The following is a 14,649-nucleotide window of genomic DNA, read 5'->3' on the forward strand; positions in this document are numbered from 1 at the left end:
ATATCAAACGAGTGCTATACACCAACCGAAAAGCAGATAGAGGAGGCTAAATATCAACTCGACTTCTATCATGAAATGGGAGGCGGCTCTATGTTTGATCCAAAGACAGGGCAGATGATAGACGAGGCAACTGCAAAGATAGCGCTTATGAGGGTTTCTAAGGCTTACATGGCAGGGCTTGTGGATAAGGAATATGTAGATTCCATGGCCGACAAAAGTAAATCCATTACAGGCTACGACATCAGAAAGGGAAAATGATCAAAATTAGCTGCATGTCAATAGGGCAATCAAATGAGTGGATACTGTAATCACTACCATCTAGATGAAAAGCGAGCTCAAAATTTAGATTTATCTTTTATCGTCTTTTAGGATAGAATTATTGTTATTGTAGACAATTACTAAAGATTCATGCATACAGAAGCAAAAGTAATTCGCAAAAAAAAACAAGTAAAAGACAAACCATGGATTATGAGGACATACGCCGGACACACAACGGCAAGATCCTCGAACGAGTTATTTAGAAAGAACCTCTCAAAGGGCCAGACTGGCCTCAGCGTTGCATTCGACCTTCCCACCCAGACTGGATATGACTCCGACCATCCACTAGCTGAAGGAGAAGTCGGAAAAGTAGGGGTTCCAATCTGCCATATAGAAGATATGGAAACCCTATTTGAACAGATCCCGATAGAAACTATGAATACCTCTATGACGATTAATGCGACCGCGGCTTGGCTCCTCTCTCTATATATTGCCATTGCCGAAAAACGTGGGCTGGACATATCATCGCTTCAGGGAACTACTCAGAATGATATATTAAAAGAATATCTCTCTCGTGGCACATATGTGTTTCCACCAACCCCCTCTATGCGGCTAATCTCTGACACGATTACCTTTACATACGAGAAAGTGCCCAAATGGAATCCCATAAACATTTGTAGCTACCACCTACAGGAGGCCGGAGCGACCCCAGTGCAGGAGATAGCCTTTACCCTTATCGACGCAATTGCGGTGCTGGATAAAACCCGCGAAAGTGGACAGATCCCCGAAGAAAGATTCCCAGATGTTGTAGGGCGCATTTCTTTCTTTGTAAATGCCGGGATCAGATTCGTCGAAGAGATCTGCAAAATGTTGGCTTTCACCGAGTTGTGGGACGATATCACGCTTAATCGCTACGGTGTCAAAAACGAGAAACTCAGACGATTTAGATATGGTGTTCAGGTAAATTCATTGGGCCTTCCCGCTACTCAACCGGAGAATAATGTAGCAAGGATAATACTCGAGATGCTTGGCGTAACATTGAGCAAGGATGCTCGAGCCAGGGCTATACAGCTTCCTGCGTGGAACGAGGCACTTGGACTTCCACGCCCATGGGATCAGCAATGGTCACTTAGATTTCAACAGATTTTAGCCTTTGAAACTGACTTGCTCGAATATCCTGACATTTTTGAAGGCTCAGAGGTCATGAAAAACAAGGTCAATTCACTGAAAGAACAATCCCAAAAAGAGATAGAAAGGGTAGAGAAAATGGGGGGCGCACTCGAAGCTATTGATTATATGAAAAGGGCCCTGGTTTATTCACATGCTGAACGCGTTCGCGCAATTGAGTCTGGAGAAATAAGAATAGCCGGCGTTAATTGCTTTACAGAAACGGAGCCATCACCTCTCGTGGAGTCAATCGATAAATCGATACAGAAAGTAGACCATGTCATTGTGAAAGAACAGATAGAAAGGCTCCGTGCCTTCAGAGAAAAAAGAAACAAGAAGGATGTCGAACTAGCACTTAAAGCCCTCAAGAATGCAGCCACAAGCAATAATAACATAATGCCCGCATCGATCAATTGCGCCCACGTCGGAGTCACAACCGGAGAGTGGACAGACACTCTCAGGTCTGTATTCGGTGAATACAGGGCACCGACAGGAACATCCATCAGGATTCGAGAAGATTCTGAAGAAATCAGAGATATTAGAAATGATGCAAACGAAGTACGGCAGAAATTAGGAAGGCCAATTAAACTCTTTATCGGTAAACCAGGCTTAGACGGTCATTCAAACGGTGCCGAACAGATTGCCGTCCGAGCTCGGGACGTCGGGATGGAAGTTCTCTACCAGGGCATAAGGCTAACGCCCGAACAGATTGTAAGCACTGTTGAGCAAGAAAATTTCGATGTTATCGGACTGAGCATACTTTCAGGTTCGCATGACACATTGATTCCAAAAATCCTAACTAGACTGAAAGAAAAGGATCTCGGAGACATCCCAATTGTCGTGGGAGGCATCATTCCTGAAGATGACGCTAGATACCTGCTAAAAGCAGGTATAAGAAAGGTTTATACTCCAAAAGACTTTTCACTTAATGGAATAATGAGGGATATAATTGAAATCGTAAAAGGATCAAGACAGCTCTATTAGACCACCCTTCTTACATTCTCATTATTCTGGAAGCCTTTCAAGAAGATCTAATAGCCAGTTTTTATATTTGAAATTAAAATAACATAATTTGGAAGAGTCGTTTTTATTCCTTAAGGTGGGTTGGTTTACTGTAGTTACCTTCAAGGAACATCTGGGTCGCGGGATCCTCCGCCTTGCCCTCCCGTTTTTCTTCAAACTCTTTCTCCATTTTAGTCCGACTCAGCGGTTCATAGGTGTATGCTATCTTAAAAATGTCACTATTTTGGTCGGCAGTCAAAACTACCTTAACTTTTGGTTGCCGCCAAGTCCAGGTCATAAAATTCAGGACTTTTTCCATACTGGCAGTCTCCCCATAACTATCACTTAAAAATTTATACAACTTATTTGCCATTTCATTCCGACTGGAATAGTCAGCAGATTCAACGATAAGAGTGGAAGTCATCAGTTCGTCATCATAAAACTCAAGCTGGGTCAGAGCCTGAGACTCAGGGATATTTAACGGAATTTCCTCAACTGTACCTTGAATTAATATCATCCTTATGTCTTTTGAATCAACGCTATTCTCTAAGACCTTCTTACCCTTTTCCTCTATAACTTGTATTGCCTGCTTCTTAGAGATCCTAAAATTAAACCCTAGCGCGGAGCCACCATCAACATCGTTTTGTGCTTTCAAAGAAAAAGAAGGCGTAAAGAAAATCAGTACTAAGATTACAAAAGAAGATATTCTATTAAAACTCATTCTTACTCTTATTAACTAGCTTGATTTTGCATGGTTGTCGATAAAAGCTACTATCATAAAACATTATCAAAGTCTGCAGGAAAATCAAGTAAGGGGCACTTTCACTAATAAGGGCGTTTAATTCCCGACATGATATAATTGGACAAAGCAACTTCACGCTATGCTTGGAAATTGGATAAAACGCTATACAAGTCAACTAACGAATGTAAAATAGTAAACGAATACCGAAACATAATCAGAAAACGGGCTTCAAGGAATTGGAGTCTGTTTAAAATATGAAAACTATAATAGGTATCATTGGAGTATCTCAAGCATCAGATGAAGAGTGCAGCGCCGCTCAGGAAGTAGGAGTAGAAATAGCAAAAAGAGACGGAATACTCGTGTGTGGTGGCGTAGGTGGAGTCATGGAAGCCGCTTGCAGAGGCGCAAAATCAGAGCATGGGCTGACCGTAGGGATCATTCCCGGGTTTAGTAGACACGAAGCTAATCCATACATTGATATACCAATTGTCACGGGGATGAGTCATGCAAGAAACATTATTGTTGTTCGCACAAGTAATGCTATAATAGCAATAGGTGGAAGTTACGGAACACTTTCGGAAATAGCTTTTGCATTGAAGATAGGAATTCCTATAATAGGAATTAAAACCTGGGATGTATCATCAGAGATCAAAAAAGTCTCAAATCCCAAAGAAGCCGTGGATATGGCTTTTGATCTTGCTCGCACTTGGGAGTAACGAAGCTTGTACCGGACATCCTAAAGCCTCAGTTCCTGCTCCGATCAGCATTCAGCAATGTGTCAAGGGAAACCACCTGTTTGCAGAAGCGAAAAAAATTCACTACGTTAGAAAGCAAGAAACCCTTTTTCAGATATCAAACATATACGGAATACCTGTTGAAATAATAGCAATCGCAAATGGTATTAAAGACCCGTCCCAGATATCTGTAGGTCAGGCAATTGTTATTCCCGGAAATGTTTATTCAAATATAATATGGCCAGTCACAGGCAATATTTCCTCTTATTATGGTAAAAGGGAAAGTCGCGGGTTTCATACAGGAATCGACATTCTCGCGTCCAAAGGAACACCCATAAGGGCGGTAGCAGATGGATTGGTAATTGCAAGCGGAAAAGGACTTGACGGATTCTCTAAATATGGAAGGATTGTAATCCTCGATCATGGAAACGGCGTAAGAACAATATACGCCCACAATAAAAGGAATGATGTAAGGTCTGGCTCGTGCATAAGAAAAGGTGATGTAATTGGTGAAGTGGGGAACAGTGGAAACGCAACGGGTCCTCATTTACACTTCGAGATACGACAATACGGAAACCCACTTAACCCAATAATCTATCTGCCATAAGGAGACAAAAATTTGGAAGATCTAAAACAATATATCAGAAATGTCCAGGATTATCCGAAGGAGGGCATTATATTTCACGATATAACTCCGCTCCTCCAGAATCCAAAAGCCTTTGGTCAGGCAATAGACACCATGGCTGAAGCACTAATTGATAAAAAAGTTGAATACCTAATCGGTGTCGAAGCGAGGGGTTTTATATTCGCTTCCGCTCTTGCGTATAAACTCGGAATCGGTCTGGTTATTGTCAGGAAGCTCGGCAAACTCCCATTTCAGACCATTAATGCTTCCTACGATCTCGAATACGGAAAGGACATTCTGGAAGTACATAGGGATGCAATATCTGGTGGCAGTAGGGTAGTGCTGGTTGATGATCTCCTGGCTACTGGGGGCACCTCAGCCGCCGTGGGAGAACTAGTAAAAAAGCTCGGCGGTGAAATAGTGGGATATTCATTTCTGGTGGAACTTACAGATCTCAATGGCAGACGAAAACTAAAGCCACAACCCGTATGGTCCGTTCTGCAATTCCAGGCATGAAACCCATAGGATGTTTATTCAATCCATTTGCTAACTTAAACAAGAAGCAAACGAAGAAGCAAATAAGAGACATAGAAACAATCATAGGCAAATATGGATTGATTCGTTCGACCAAGAACAGGGATGAAATACCAGATGTTGTAAGAGAATTTCACAAAAAAGGGATAAAGATCCTTTGTATTAGTGGTGGCGATGGTACAATAAGCTCTGTAATTAGTCAGTACATCAATTACTGTGGAGAGGAAAACACTCCTCTAATAGTGCCGCTTAAAGGTGGGACAATGAATTTTATTTCAGCAGATGCTGGACTATCATTCGATCAAAGGACAGTTTGTCGTAATTTGATTCGACTCATAAGGAACAATGAGCCGCTAACGAGTATAGAACGTGGAGTAATCAAGGTTACCGATCCAAGACTAAATAAACCCTATTACACGTTCACCTGGGCCGATGGCTTCATTTACAGGTTCATGAAGTGGTACTACAGAGAAGGAGGTGGTACCTCGGTTGCAATAAAACTTATGTTGAAGTCATGTATCATCTACCTTAGGAATGAGAACCGTGATCTCTTTAGACAGGAAGATTCCTGCGTTCATATCGATGATAAAACGGTCCCTTTTGCTGACCACCTATTTATGATAGCGGCGACTGTGAACAGGCTAGTGTTTGGGTTCAGAGGATTTTCAGAACAACCAAAAGCAGGGGAAAGATTTAATATATTATATTTAAGGCTCCCCTACCTCAAAAAGGTTTTTTATAAACTACCGATAGGATTTTATTGGGGACTAGATTCCGATAAATCGGGGAATTTCCTAAACCTGTCAGCTCATTCTATTAAAATAGAAGGTAACAGAGGTTATATAATTGATGGGGAAGTTATAGATGCAGAGAAACCAATTGATATAAAACTTGAAATGGGACCAAAAATAAAAATACTCTCATTAAAAGGAAATACCTGACAAGTCTTAAAACCAGAAATTAAGTGACTTACAATAAATTTCCAAACTGTGATGGAAAAGGTTATAGTGAAACTGAAGAAAACAGAGGATAAGTCATACGAAATATTAATTGGTGGGAATATTCTAAAAAATATACCAACAGAATTAAAGAAGATTGGACTGGCGCATTCATATGCAATAATATCAGATTCAAATGTAGCAAATCTACATGGGAAGAAGCTTCTTGATCAATTCGTAAAATCAGGACTCAAAACACATCTCATCTATTTCCCGGCGGGAGAGATCAACAAAAACAGGGGAACCAAAGTTATTTTAGAAAACAAAATGCTAAAACTGGGACTCGCAAGAGATTCAGCAATAATAGCATTAGGGGGAGGCGTAGTTGGCGATGTAGCTGGATTTGTGGCTGCAACCTACAATAGAGGGATCCCTTACATTCAAGTCCCTACTACACTTGTTGCTTGCGTCGATAGCTCCATTGGTGGGAAAACTGGCATCGATACGCCTTATGGTAAAAACTTAATTGGAGCCTTCCATCAGCCCTACGGTGTGTACATCGACGTTGAGACATTGGCCACGCTAGAGAAGAAGGAAATACGTGAAGGCCTTGCAGAGATCATAAAATACGGTGTGATAATTGATGAAAGACTCTTTCGATTAATTGAAAATCAAATTGATCAAATATTTTCTTACAATCCAGAATTACTCATATCAATAATTAAAAGATGCTGTGAAATAAAGGGAAGTATTGTAGAAAGAGACGAAAGAGAATCAAACCTCAGAAAAATACTCAACTTCGGCCACACCGTTGGGCACGCGATTGAGAAAATATACAATTATAAAATGACTCATGGAGAAGCAATATCAATTGGGATGATCATTGAAGGAAAGATAGCACTAAACTTAGGGGTCCTGGACAGGGGCGATTTTGAAAGACTGGTCATTCTCTTAAGGAAAGCCGGACTCCCGACAAGATTATCGAAAAGGCCTGATTTAAGAATGATGATTGATACCATGAAACTCGACAAAAAGGCACGCGATGGAAATATAGAAATGGTCCTACCAAGTAAGATCGGTGAAATGTCGGACTCCGAGGGAAAATTCGGCATTAAAATTGAAGAAGATTTGATATATAATTCGCTTGAGCAAATCTAGCAACAAATTATCTCTCACGTACTGAATCATTCTTCTTAAGATAATGATGAGAATTATTCTTGAAAAATTAGAGAGTGAAAATCTCTGCGGTAAGGTACGGGGAATTTGCTAGTTAAATGTCACTGAAGACGATAATAAACCCCGTACTGGATATATCCGAGTACTGCATTCCCCTAGAAATGCAAGACGTACTCAATAACACTAATGAATTAGCCTTAGAGATTGGGTTTGGATACGGTGATTTTCTGATACAGATGGCAAAAGAAAGACCAGATTTGAATTATGTTGGCATAGAAATTAAACGTAACAGATTCAAAAGGGCAGTTAATGCTTTTCTGAAACAAAAGATCAATAATGTAAAGCTTCTCCATATGGATGCAACAATCGCGCTGCATGAAGTATTTAAGCCAAGTACGTTTATTGATGTTTATATCAATTTCCCGGATCCCTGGCCAAAGGATCGACACAAAAAACACAGGATCATTAATAACTCGTTCCTAGATAAGCTATCAAAAATCATGAAACCGAGAGGATTGTTAGAGATAACCAGTGATCACAGAGATTATATAGAGCATATGCTAACGGTCTTCGATCAAAATAGTGGATTTAAAAACTCGTTCGAATCCCCTGGTTACACAAACACACTCACGAACAGACCTTTAACAAAATACGAAATCGAATATCGAATGGAGGGGCGAGAAATTTTTTACCTGAGCTATGCGAACCAAAACAATTCTTAGGAGAATTACCGATAAATGCGTAAACCAGACCTTTAAGGATAATTTTTCTAAGACAGATATTTTTATTCCCCATTTTGCCAGTAATATAAGAATCACATCATAATGACCATGACTTTCGCCGCATCGCGTTCCAGATAATTTTTCAGTTATTCAAATTCAAATATAAATAATGTAATATTAAATACGGAAAGCTGATTTAATTCGATAGTAATTAACGGACCGGCATATGCCAATAAATCGAAAGGAGGACTTGACAGACGATGCGTTTTACAAACGCTCTTAAACTCTCATCTGTGGTGTTTATTTTAGGCGGTTGCTCTGGTAACCCCCAGGGTGCTGGATACTGGTTTCACATCATCTTTATATTGTTACCATTGATCATTATCGGTGTCCTGCTCCTTAGAAGAATAGAAGGCCTGCATGACTCAGTGTTTACGATGGAAGGTCAACTCAAACGACTCTCAGGTAAGTTAGACAACATAGATGAAAAAATAAAACAGCCTACGGGAAAGAAAGAAGGGTAATTAAACCTGTTTACCAATCAGCACCTTGTGCCGTAGACGATTGTTTTACCGCCTGCTCTTGATATTTTGGAGGCACGGATCCTAGGTCATTTGTGACATGCAATACGCCTTCTTCATCAGTCCACCTGTAGATATTCTCATGTTTACGCGAAGTTGATGGAGGGGGTCGATTGACAATATCCGCTTCAATGAAACTATCTTCTGAGCCTTGATTACTTTTATCAGCATCTTCCTCCGAAATTTGCTCTTTGGGACGATTAACTTCAAGATTACTGGGTCGTTTGGTGGTTGTTCCAAGAGTACCAGCACTATCTCTGTAATCAACATCAGTACTTCCACTCATACTGGAAAGGCCAAATGGATTTAGGCTGTCACGGGGAGCTACGATATAGTCGGGGAAATCGGGTTGACCCTGGAGAACGTCCGGCGTTTGAGATCCGCCACTTGGTGGCTGTGCATTTGGCGATACTATACCTGTTCCACCACTCGTAGATTGAGAAAAGGAATTATTTGGCGTGCAGATAGCAGCAACTATAATAAGCAATGATAAGAATAAGCTTTGTTTAATCATTATCTACCTCCTCGAACTACCGTCACACTTAATTATACACTTTCATATTCCATTCTCAACACCTAGATCTATTACCATTCAAGCTGTAACTCTATTAACACCCTTTAAATATTGACAATAAAGTACGTTCTATGTATTATCAGAATCTATCAAAATTCTTATAACCGATATAATGGCGAGGCAAAAAGGCTATGATTGTGGTAATGAGAAGTGATGCCACCGAGGAGCAAATTGAAAAAGCAATCTCGACGATACACGAACTAGGTTACAGTTCTCATGTCATCCGAGGTATGTTAAGAACTGTTATAGGAGTCATAGGAGATGAAAGAGGGAAGCCGCATCATCTTGAAACCTTGGGTGTTCTAGAAGGGGTAGAAAATGTTGTACCCATACTTCAACCCTATAAACTTGCTAGCAGGGAGTTTAATCCTGAAAACACAGTCGTTACAGTTGGCGATGTTAAGATTGGAAACCAAAAATTACAAGTAATGGCAGGGCCATGCTCGGTAGAGAACGAAGAACAGATTCTTGAAACCGCAAAAGAGGTAAAGAATGCTGGAGCAACAATTCTAAGAGGCGGTGCTTTTAAACCAAGAACATCACCATATACATTTCAGGGTCTTGGAGAAGAGGGATTAAAACTGCTTGCAAAAGCCAGGGAATTGACAGGATTACCAATCGTAACGGAGATTCTTGACTCTGAAGATTTAGAAATTGTAGCAGAGTACAGCGACATGCTCCAAATTGGTGCAAGGAACTCACAAAATTACGCTCTACTCAAACGCGTTGGCAGATCGAACAAACCCATCCTGCTAAAAAGAGGAATGTCTACAACCATAAACGAATTTCTCATGTCCGCAGAATATATCCTTTCCGAAGGTAATCTGAATGTTGTTCTCTGCGAAAGAGGCATACGAACCTTTGAAACAGCCACGAGAAATACTTTCGACCTAAATGCAATACCGGTATTGAAAGAAAAGACTCATCTTCCTGTAATCGCAGATCCAAGCCATGGTACAGGATACTGGCAATATGTAATACCAATGTCACTAGCGGCGATAGCAGCGGGAGCAGACGGTTTATTGATTGAAGTGCATATTAGACCAGAGATTGCCGTCAGCGATGGGGGCCAGTCTTTGAAGCCTGCGAAATTTGCCGTGCTTATGGAAAAAGCGCGTCCTGTGGCGAGGGCTGTCGGTAGAGACTTATAATCTGTTTATATTGATCTCGATAAGGTACCCATTCGGAAATGACATTGATTTAACTTACCACAATATATCATTTCACGAATTTCAGGATTCAATCGATACCTTCCGGCCCTTAATCTTTAACTTTCCCTCTGAAAATAATCTAATTGCTTCAGCATAAATCCTGTGCTCTTCCTCATGGATCCTCTCCAACAGACTATCTTCAGTGTCATTTTCGAATATTGGAACGACGGATTGTGATATAATTGGGCCGGCATCGACTCCTTCATCCACGAAGTGAACCGTGCATCCGGTGTATTTTACACCATATTCGAGTGCCTGCTTAACGCTATTGACTCCGGCGAACGCAGGTAGAAGTGCTGGATGAAGATTCATTATTCTGTTTTTGAACCTACTGACAAAATATGGAGATAGAATTCTCATAAAACCTGCAAGGGCAATGAGGTCAATATTATAAGGCCCAATTGATCTGAGTATTTCCTTTTCATAATCCTCTCTGGAAGAGTACCCCCTATGATCAATCACTAAAGAAGATATCCCATATTTTTTTGCTCTCTCGATTGCGTAAGCATTGGGATTATTACTGAATACCAACGCGATTTCCACCGTTGGAATCTTTGCATCGATGATTGCCTGGAGGTTGGAACCACTTCCTGACACAAAAACTGCAAGGCGGGTCTTAATATTCATAAGTTTTTTCCCTGAATTAAAACTGAGTGAGGTAAAAAAACGAGTAAGCGATCGAGACAACAAAAAAAAGAATCAGGGCAGCTACCTACTTTCCCACACCCGTAAGGAAGCAGTATCATCGGCCTTGAAGAGCTTAGCTTCCGGGTTCGGAATGGGACCGGGCGTTTCCTCTTCAGCATAGCCACCCAGATTCAGCAATAAAATTTAACAAAGAAATCCATAATGTCAATATGGGCCTACAACTGTATTTTGGTCTTCAGGAAGTAGATGAATCACAGACTCTCGCCCGCGTACATAATATCAACCTAATGTAAGCATTCCGTGATACAGGAATTGAGAATAAGAATTAAAGTAGTGAATTTTATAGGGGGGATATACCAGAACTTTAAGACTTTTCCAAATAACTCCTTATTGGAAAAACTCGACCGGCTCGTTTCAATTTCTTGATTGCTTTAACTTCTATCTGTCTGATTCTTTCTCTCGTCACTTTAAACTCCTGACCCACTTCCTCGAGCGTGTGTTCCCTCTCGCCATCTATGCCAAAGCGAAGCCTTACTATGCTTTCCTCCCTTTTACTTAACACGGATGTCAGAGCATTATTCATGATCTGCTTTAATTCCTTCATTTCAAGCACCTGAAGTGGAGAGGCCAAATCTTTGTTTTCGATTAAATCCATAAGTCTACTATCTTCTTCGTCTCCTATCGGAGATTCAAGGGATATTGGATCCTTGGAAATCTTAAGAACCCTCAGTACCTTCTCTAACGGCAGTCCCACCTTCTTCGATATCTCTTCCGCCATCGGCTCTCGCCCGAGCTCCTGAACAAGAGTTCTTGAAATCCTGATGAGCCTATTGATCGTTTCGGTCATATGTACGGGTATTCTTATTATTCTAGATTGATCTGCAAGAGATCTGGTAATCGCTTGCCTTATCCACCATGTTGCATACGTAGAGAATTTGTATCCTCTTTGATATTCAAATTTTTCAACTGCCCTCATGAGCCCAACGTTACCCTCTTGAACTAAATCTAGGAAGGGAAGACCACGATTTATATATCTTCTCGCTATGCTAACAACTAATCTCAAATTTGATTCAATGAGCTTCCTCCTAAATTTATGAGTCCTTCTATCTCCCCGCTCTATGCCACATAAGGCTATTCTAAGATTCTGATTTTGTTCCTGTGCTCCCCTAACCAGATCTTCCATCTTCTTTTTTACCCTCTTTTTCGATTTAGGCCCTTCGGGGATGCCACCTTTGTGAACCTCAATATATCCCTTTTGTACTAGCTCATTTCGGTTGATATACTCCTTTGCGATCGCTAGTATTCTATCCATTTGATTTCGACTGAGATTTATATCCTCTAAATATGAGATTATTTTTTCGTTATTTTTCTTGATCTTATGTTTTCGAGCCCTGTTATGGTTTTTTGGAGATAAATTGATTTCCTTTTTTATCCTTTCGTTCTCTTGACACAAACGTTTTATAGCGTTAATTGACCTCCTTATACCAAAAAGTATCTCTTCCTCTCCTAGATCATCAGTGTAGTCATCAATTGAGCTCGTAACATCTCTTATATTTAGGGTACCTTTCTTGAGTTTATCTCCAAGTTTAATTACTTCATTCAACATTACAGGAGAAACAAGAATAAATTTTGCAATCATTCTTTTTCCTTTTTTTATTTCCTTTGCAATATTGATTTCCTGTTCTCTTGAAAGGAGAGAGTGACCCGCTATTTCATGGAGGTAAAACCTAATCAGATCGTATTCGTTTAAATTTTCACCACCCGTCCTCAGATCAAATCCATTTGTTCGAGAAGCCAATTCTACATCGTATTTTTCTTCATCTTCACATCCGTGCTCGTCTAGATCATCCTCATCAATTTCGTCTTCAGCACACAAATTTAAGAGAGAACTAGTAAGATTCTCTTCTTCATCCTTTATAGGGTATGCAACCCTATTCTTAATCCTCATACATTTCTCCCCTTATTGATTTCTCATGTTCTACTAATTCTCTGCATTCTTTATATTCTTTTATGAGTTGTTTCTCCAGCACATCGTCTTTTGTGTTAGTAGCTTGCTCAATTTCTACCCTGAGATATCTCATCCTGTCTTCGAGCTTCCGTAGCCTAATCTTTCTGATGCAGTCTTCAATCATTTTTCTCGCAGTGTGTTCATCTGTAACATCATCGGACGAGAATATCGCTTCGGATACGATCTCTTGAGTATACGTATTATTGAAATGCAGGAGAACGGATGATACTTCTATAAGATCTCTTTCTAACATTACTCTTAAGACAGACTCAATCTCACTATCACCTAAGAACTGGATAATACTCGTATCCCTCAGGACCTGTAATAGCTGTGGGAACTTTAAAACAATCTTAAGAAGCATTTTTTCATGCGAATTGGGTCTTTCTACCAGGCTAGAGCTTTCCAAAATCTGGGAATGCGTCACATTTTTCATGAATGAAAATAATTCATGTTCCCTGAGCCCAAAAATTTCGGCGGTTTTTTTTATATAATGCGTCTTTTCAATTGAATCTTGCATAATTCCTATCATCTCGATTATTCTCTGAATTGCTTTATTCCTAGTTACATTACCTTCTTTAAATGACCATAGACTTTTTTCAATAAAAAAGTCCATCAAGGAAGTCGCATTATCAACCAAACTTAAGAACTCATCCCCACCACTCTTCGTAGTGAACGAATCAGGATCGTGTTCTTGTGGTAATACTACGATGGAGGGCGTTATTCCTACCTTCAGAAAAACCTCAAGGCCCCTAATAGAAGCATCTTCCCCAGATTTATCCCCGTCAAATACAATCGCTACCTTGTCCGTATACCTCCTAAGCAATAAGGAATGTTCCTGCGTTAATGAAGTTCCCAGGGTAGCAACAACATTTTTTATTCCAGCGGCATAAAGTGAAAGATAATCCATATACCCTTCAACTATAATTGCTTTCTCTGTTCTTCGAATGAAATCTTTAGATTTATCTAGCCCGAAGAAGATACTTCTTTTGTGATAAATTTCAGACTCGGGTGAGTTAATATACTTAGGACTGTCTTCACCATCGATGACACGTCCACCAAAACCAACCACCTTCGAATCTACATCAGCAATAGGGAATATTATTCTATTCCTAAACCTGTCATAGTACCCTTCTCTATTATTTCTCTTAATGACAAGACCATTCTTTTCCGCGATTTCTAAAGGAAATTTCTTCCTTCTTAAGAAATTTTCTAATTTATCCCAACCCCGAGGTGCATAACCCAATTGAAACTCTCTTATGATTTCATCTGAAAATCCTCTCCTCTCCAAATAACTTTTGGCGCCTTTACCCTCTGCGCTTTGAGTCAACATTTCGTGATAGTATTCGCATGCTAATGCATTGACCTTAAGAGATAACCCCCTTCCCGAATTCCTACTGACGGGAAGAGGCCTATTCTCAATTTTAATTTCAGCCTTACTCGCAAGTTCGTCAACTGCTTCCTTAAAAGAGAGATTCTTATACTTCATTACGAAGCCGATTATGTCTCCACCTGCACCACAACCAAAGCAGTGAAATACACCAATATCATCATTTACATGGAAAGATGGGTTCTTATCATCATGGAAAGGACAGAGTCCTACAAAGCCCCTTCCAGCCCTTTTCAGAGAAACATAGGTTTCAACTAGACCTGTAATACTCAGCCTCCCCTTTATCTCTCTTACAAGCGATTCATAGGAATGTTTCGCCATAAAACTCAATAAAAAAATCTC

Annotated in this window: 15 protein-coding genes and 1 rRNA gene; 10 read left to right on the top strand and 6 right to left on the bottom strand. The window is 40.2% G+C overall.

Features of this window, described 5'->3' with window-relative positions:
* Together VGA95_09020 and VGA95_09025 are read left to right on the top strand one after the other, a co-directional pair.
* The coding region (locus tag VGA95_09020) for a hypothetical protein (protein ID HEX9666683.1) at positions 1 to 258 on the top strand (258 nt) is incomplete at its 5' end.
* Positions 259 to 408: 150 nt separating this feature from the next.
* Positions 409 to 2,409, top strand: a complete 2,001-nt coding sequence (locus VGA95_09025; protein HEX9666684.1) for a protein meaA — start codon at positions 409 to 411, stop codon at positions 2,407 to 2,409.
* A gap of 103 nt (positions 2,410 to 2,512) precedes the next feature.
* Here VGA95_09025 and VGA95_09030 read toward each other — a convergent pair whose 3' ends face one another.
* Positions 2,513 to 3,148 carry a hypothetical protein gene (locus VGA95_09030; protein ID HEX9666685.1) on the bottom strand — a complete coding sequence of 212 codons (636 nt, stop codon included), beginning with the start codon at positions 3,146 to 3,148 and terminating at the stop codon, positions 2,513 to 2,515.
* Between the two features lie 275 nt (positions 3,149 to 3,423).
* Here VGA95_09030 and VGA95_09035 point away from each other — a divergent pair, with 275 nt between their 5' ends.
* The 7 genes from VGA95_09035 to VGA95_09065 all read left to right on the top strand — a co-directional run bounded on the left by VGA95_09035 (position 3,424) and on the right by VGA95_09065 (position 8,422).
* Positions 3,424 to 3,885 carry a TIGR00725 family protein gene (locus tag VGA95_09035; GenBank protein HEX9666686.1) on the top strand — a complete coding sequence of 154 codons (462 nt, stop codon included), beginning with the start codon at positions 3,424 to 3,426 and terminating at the stop codon, positions 3,883 to 3,885.
* Positions 3,860 to 4,510, top strand: a complete 651-nt coding sequence (locus VGA95_09040; protein ID HEX9666687.1) for a peptidoglycan DD-metalloendopeptidase family protein — start codon at positions 3,860 to 3,862, stop codon at positions 4,508 to 4,510. The genes VGA95_09035 and VGA95_09040 overlap by 26 nt, the downstream gene beginning before the upstream one ends.
* Before the next feature lie 12 nt (positions 4,511 to 4,522).
* Entirely contained in the window at positions 4,523 to 5,044 is a 522-nt protein-coding gene (apt, locus tag VGA95_09045; GenBank protein ID HEX9666688.1) for an adenine phosphoribosyltransferase, read from the top strand.
* Complete coding sequence (locus tag VGA95_09050) at positions 5,041 to 6,003, top strand: diacylglycerol kinase family protein (protein ID HEX9666689.1); 963 nt, start codon at positions 5,041 to 5,043, stop codon at positions 6,001 to 6,003. The genes apt and VGA95_09050 overlap by 4 nt, the downstream gene beginning before the upstream one ends.
* Before the next feature lie 66 nt (positions 6,004 to 6,069).
* Positions 6,070 to 7,158 (top strand): 3-dehydroquinate synthase, encoded by a 1,089-nt coding sequence (aroB, locus tag VGA95_09055; GenBank protein ID HEX9666690.1) that lies wholly within the window; start codon positions 6,070 to 6,072, stop codon positions 7,156 to 7,158.
* 116 nt (positions 7,159 to 7,274) lie between these two features.
* On the top strand, positions 7,275 to 7,898 hold the full coding sequence (gene trmB, locus VGA95_09060) for a tRNA (guanosine(46)-N7)-methyltransferase TrmB (GenBank protein ID HEX9666691.1): 624 nt from the start codon (positions 7,275 to 7,277) through the stop codon (positions 7,896 to 7,898).
* A 260-nt stretch (positions 7,899 to 8,158) separates the two neighbouring features.
* Positions 8,159 to 8,422 carry a hypothetical protein gene (locus VGA95_09065; protein ID HEX9666692.1) on the top strand — a complete coding sequence of 88 codons (264 nt, stop codon included), beginning with the start codon at positions 8,159 to 8,161 and terminating at the stop codon, positions 8,420 to 8,422.
* A 10-nt stretch (positions 8,423 to 8,432) separates the two neighbouring features.
* Here VGA95_09065 and VGA95_09070 read toward each other — a convergent pair whose 3' ends face one another.
* Positions 8,433 to 8,993: a hypothetical protein gene (locus VGA95_09070; protein HEX9666693.1), complete on the bottom strand. Its 561-nt coding sequence runs from the start codon at positions 8,991 to 8,993 to the stop codon at positions 8,433 to 8,435.
* Positions 8,994 to 9,184: 191 nt separating this feature from the next.
* On the opposite strand from VGA95_09070, the gene aroF reads away from it, so the two are divergent.
* Positions 9,185 to 10,204: a 3-deoxy-7-phosphoheptulonate synthase gene (gene aroF, locus VGA95_09075; protein HEX9666694.1), complete on the top strand. Its 1,020-nt coding sequence runs from the start codon at positions 9,185 to 9,187 to the stop codon at positions 10,202 to 10,204.
* A gap of 81 nt (positions 10,205 to 10,285) precedes the next feature.
* Here the strand turns inward: aroF and purN are convergent, their stop codons facing one another.
* From purN to dnaG, 4 genes are all read right to left on the bottom strand, one after another.
* Entirely contained in the window at positions 10,286 to 10,891 is a 606-nt protein-coding gene (gene purN / locus VGA95_09080; GenBank protein ID HEX9666695.1) for a phosphoribosylglycinamide formyltransferase, read from the bottom strand.
* A 72-nt stretch (positions 10,892 to 10,963) separates the two neighbouring features.
* A 5S ribosomal RNA gene (rrf, locus tag VGA95_09085) occupies positions 10,964 to 11,080 on the bottom strand.
* Positions 11,081 to 11,276: 196 nt separating this feature from the next.
* Positions 11,277 to 12,860, bottom strand: coding sequence for a sigma-70 family RNA polymerase sigma factor (locus VGA95_09090; GenBank protein ID HEX9666696.1), 1,584 nt, complete (start codon positions 12,858 to 12,860; stop codon positions 11,277 to 11,279).
* The gene (dnaG, locus tag VGA95_09095) at positions 12,850 to 14,628 is read right to left on the bottom strand and encodes a DNA primase (GenBank protein ID HEX9666697.1); all 1,779 of its coding nucleotides are present in this window, start codon (positions 14,626 to 14,628) and stop codon (positions 12,850 to 12,852) included. Before dnaG ends, VGA95_09090 begins: the two co-directional genes overlap by 11 nt.
* Between the last annotated feature and the right edge of the window lie 21 nt (positions 14,629 to 14,649).

The sequence above is a fragment of the Thermodesulfobacteriota bacterium genome (assembly GCA_036397855.1).
In the GTDB taxonomy this organism is placed as follows: domain Bacteria; phylum Desulfobacterota_D; class UBA1144; order Nemesobacterales; family CSP1-2; genus DASWID01.

What these genes read in the sequence shown, in the direction of transcription:
- VGA95_09025 (HEX9666684.1), top strand. Translation starts at nt 409, where the DNA reads ATGCATACAGAAGCAAAAGTAATTCGCAAAAAAAAACAAGTAAAAGAC.
- VGA95_09030 (HEX9666685.1), bottom strand. Translation starts at nt 3,148, where the DNA reads ATGAGTTTTAATAGAATATCTTCTTTTGTAATCTTAGTACTGATTTTC.
- VGA95_09035 (HEX9666686.1), top strand. Translation starts at nt 3,424, where the DNA reads ATGAAAACTATAATAGGTATCATTGGAGTATCTCAAGCATCAGATGAA.
- VGA95_09050 (HEX9666689.1), top strand. Translation starts at nt 5,041, where the DNA reads ATGAAACCCATAGGATGTTTATTCAATCCATTTGCTAACTTAAACAAG.
- trmB (HEX9666691.1), top strand. Translation starts at nt 7,275, where the DNA reads ATGTCACTGAAGACGATAATAAACCCCGTACTGGATATATCCGAGTAC.
- VGA95_09065 (HEX9666692.1), top strand. Translation starts at nt 8,159, where the DNA reads ATGCGTTTTACAAACGCTCTTAAACTCTCATCTGTGGTGTTTATTTTA.
- VGA95_09070 (HEX9666693.1), bottom strand. Translation starts at nt 8,993, where the DNA reads ATGATTAAACAAAGCTTATTCTTATCATTGCTTATTATAGTTGCTGCT.
- aroF (HEX9666694.1), top strand. Translation starts at nt 9,185, where the DNA reads ATGATTGTGGTAATGAGAAGTGATGCCACCGAGGAGCAAATTGAAAAA.
- purN (HEX9666695.1), bottom strand. Translation starts at nt 10,891, where the DNA reads ATGAATATTAAGACCCGCCTTGCAGTTTTTGTGTCAGGAAGTGGTTCC.
- VGA95_09090 (HEX9666696.1), bottom strand. Translation starts at nt 12,860, where the DNA reads ATGAGGATTAAGAATAGGGTTGCATACCCTATAAAGGATGAAGAAGAG.
- dnaG (HEX9666697.1), bottom strand. Translation starts at nt 14,628, where the DNA reads ATGGCGAAACATTCCTATGAATCGCTTGTAAGAGAGATAAAGGGGAGG.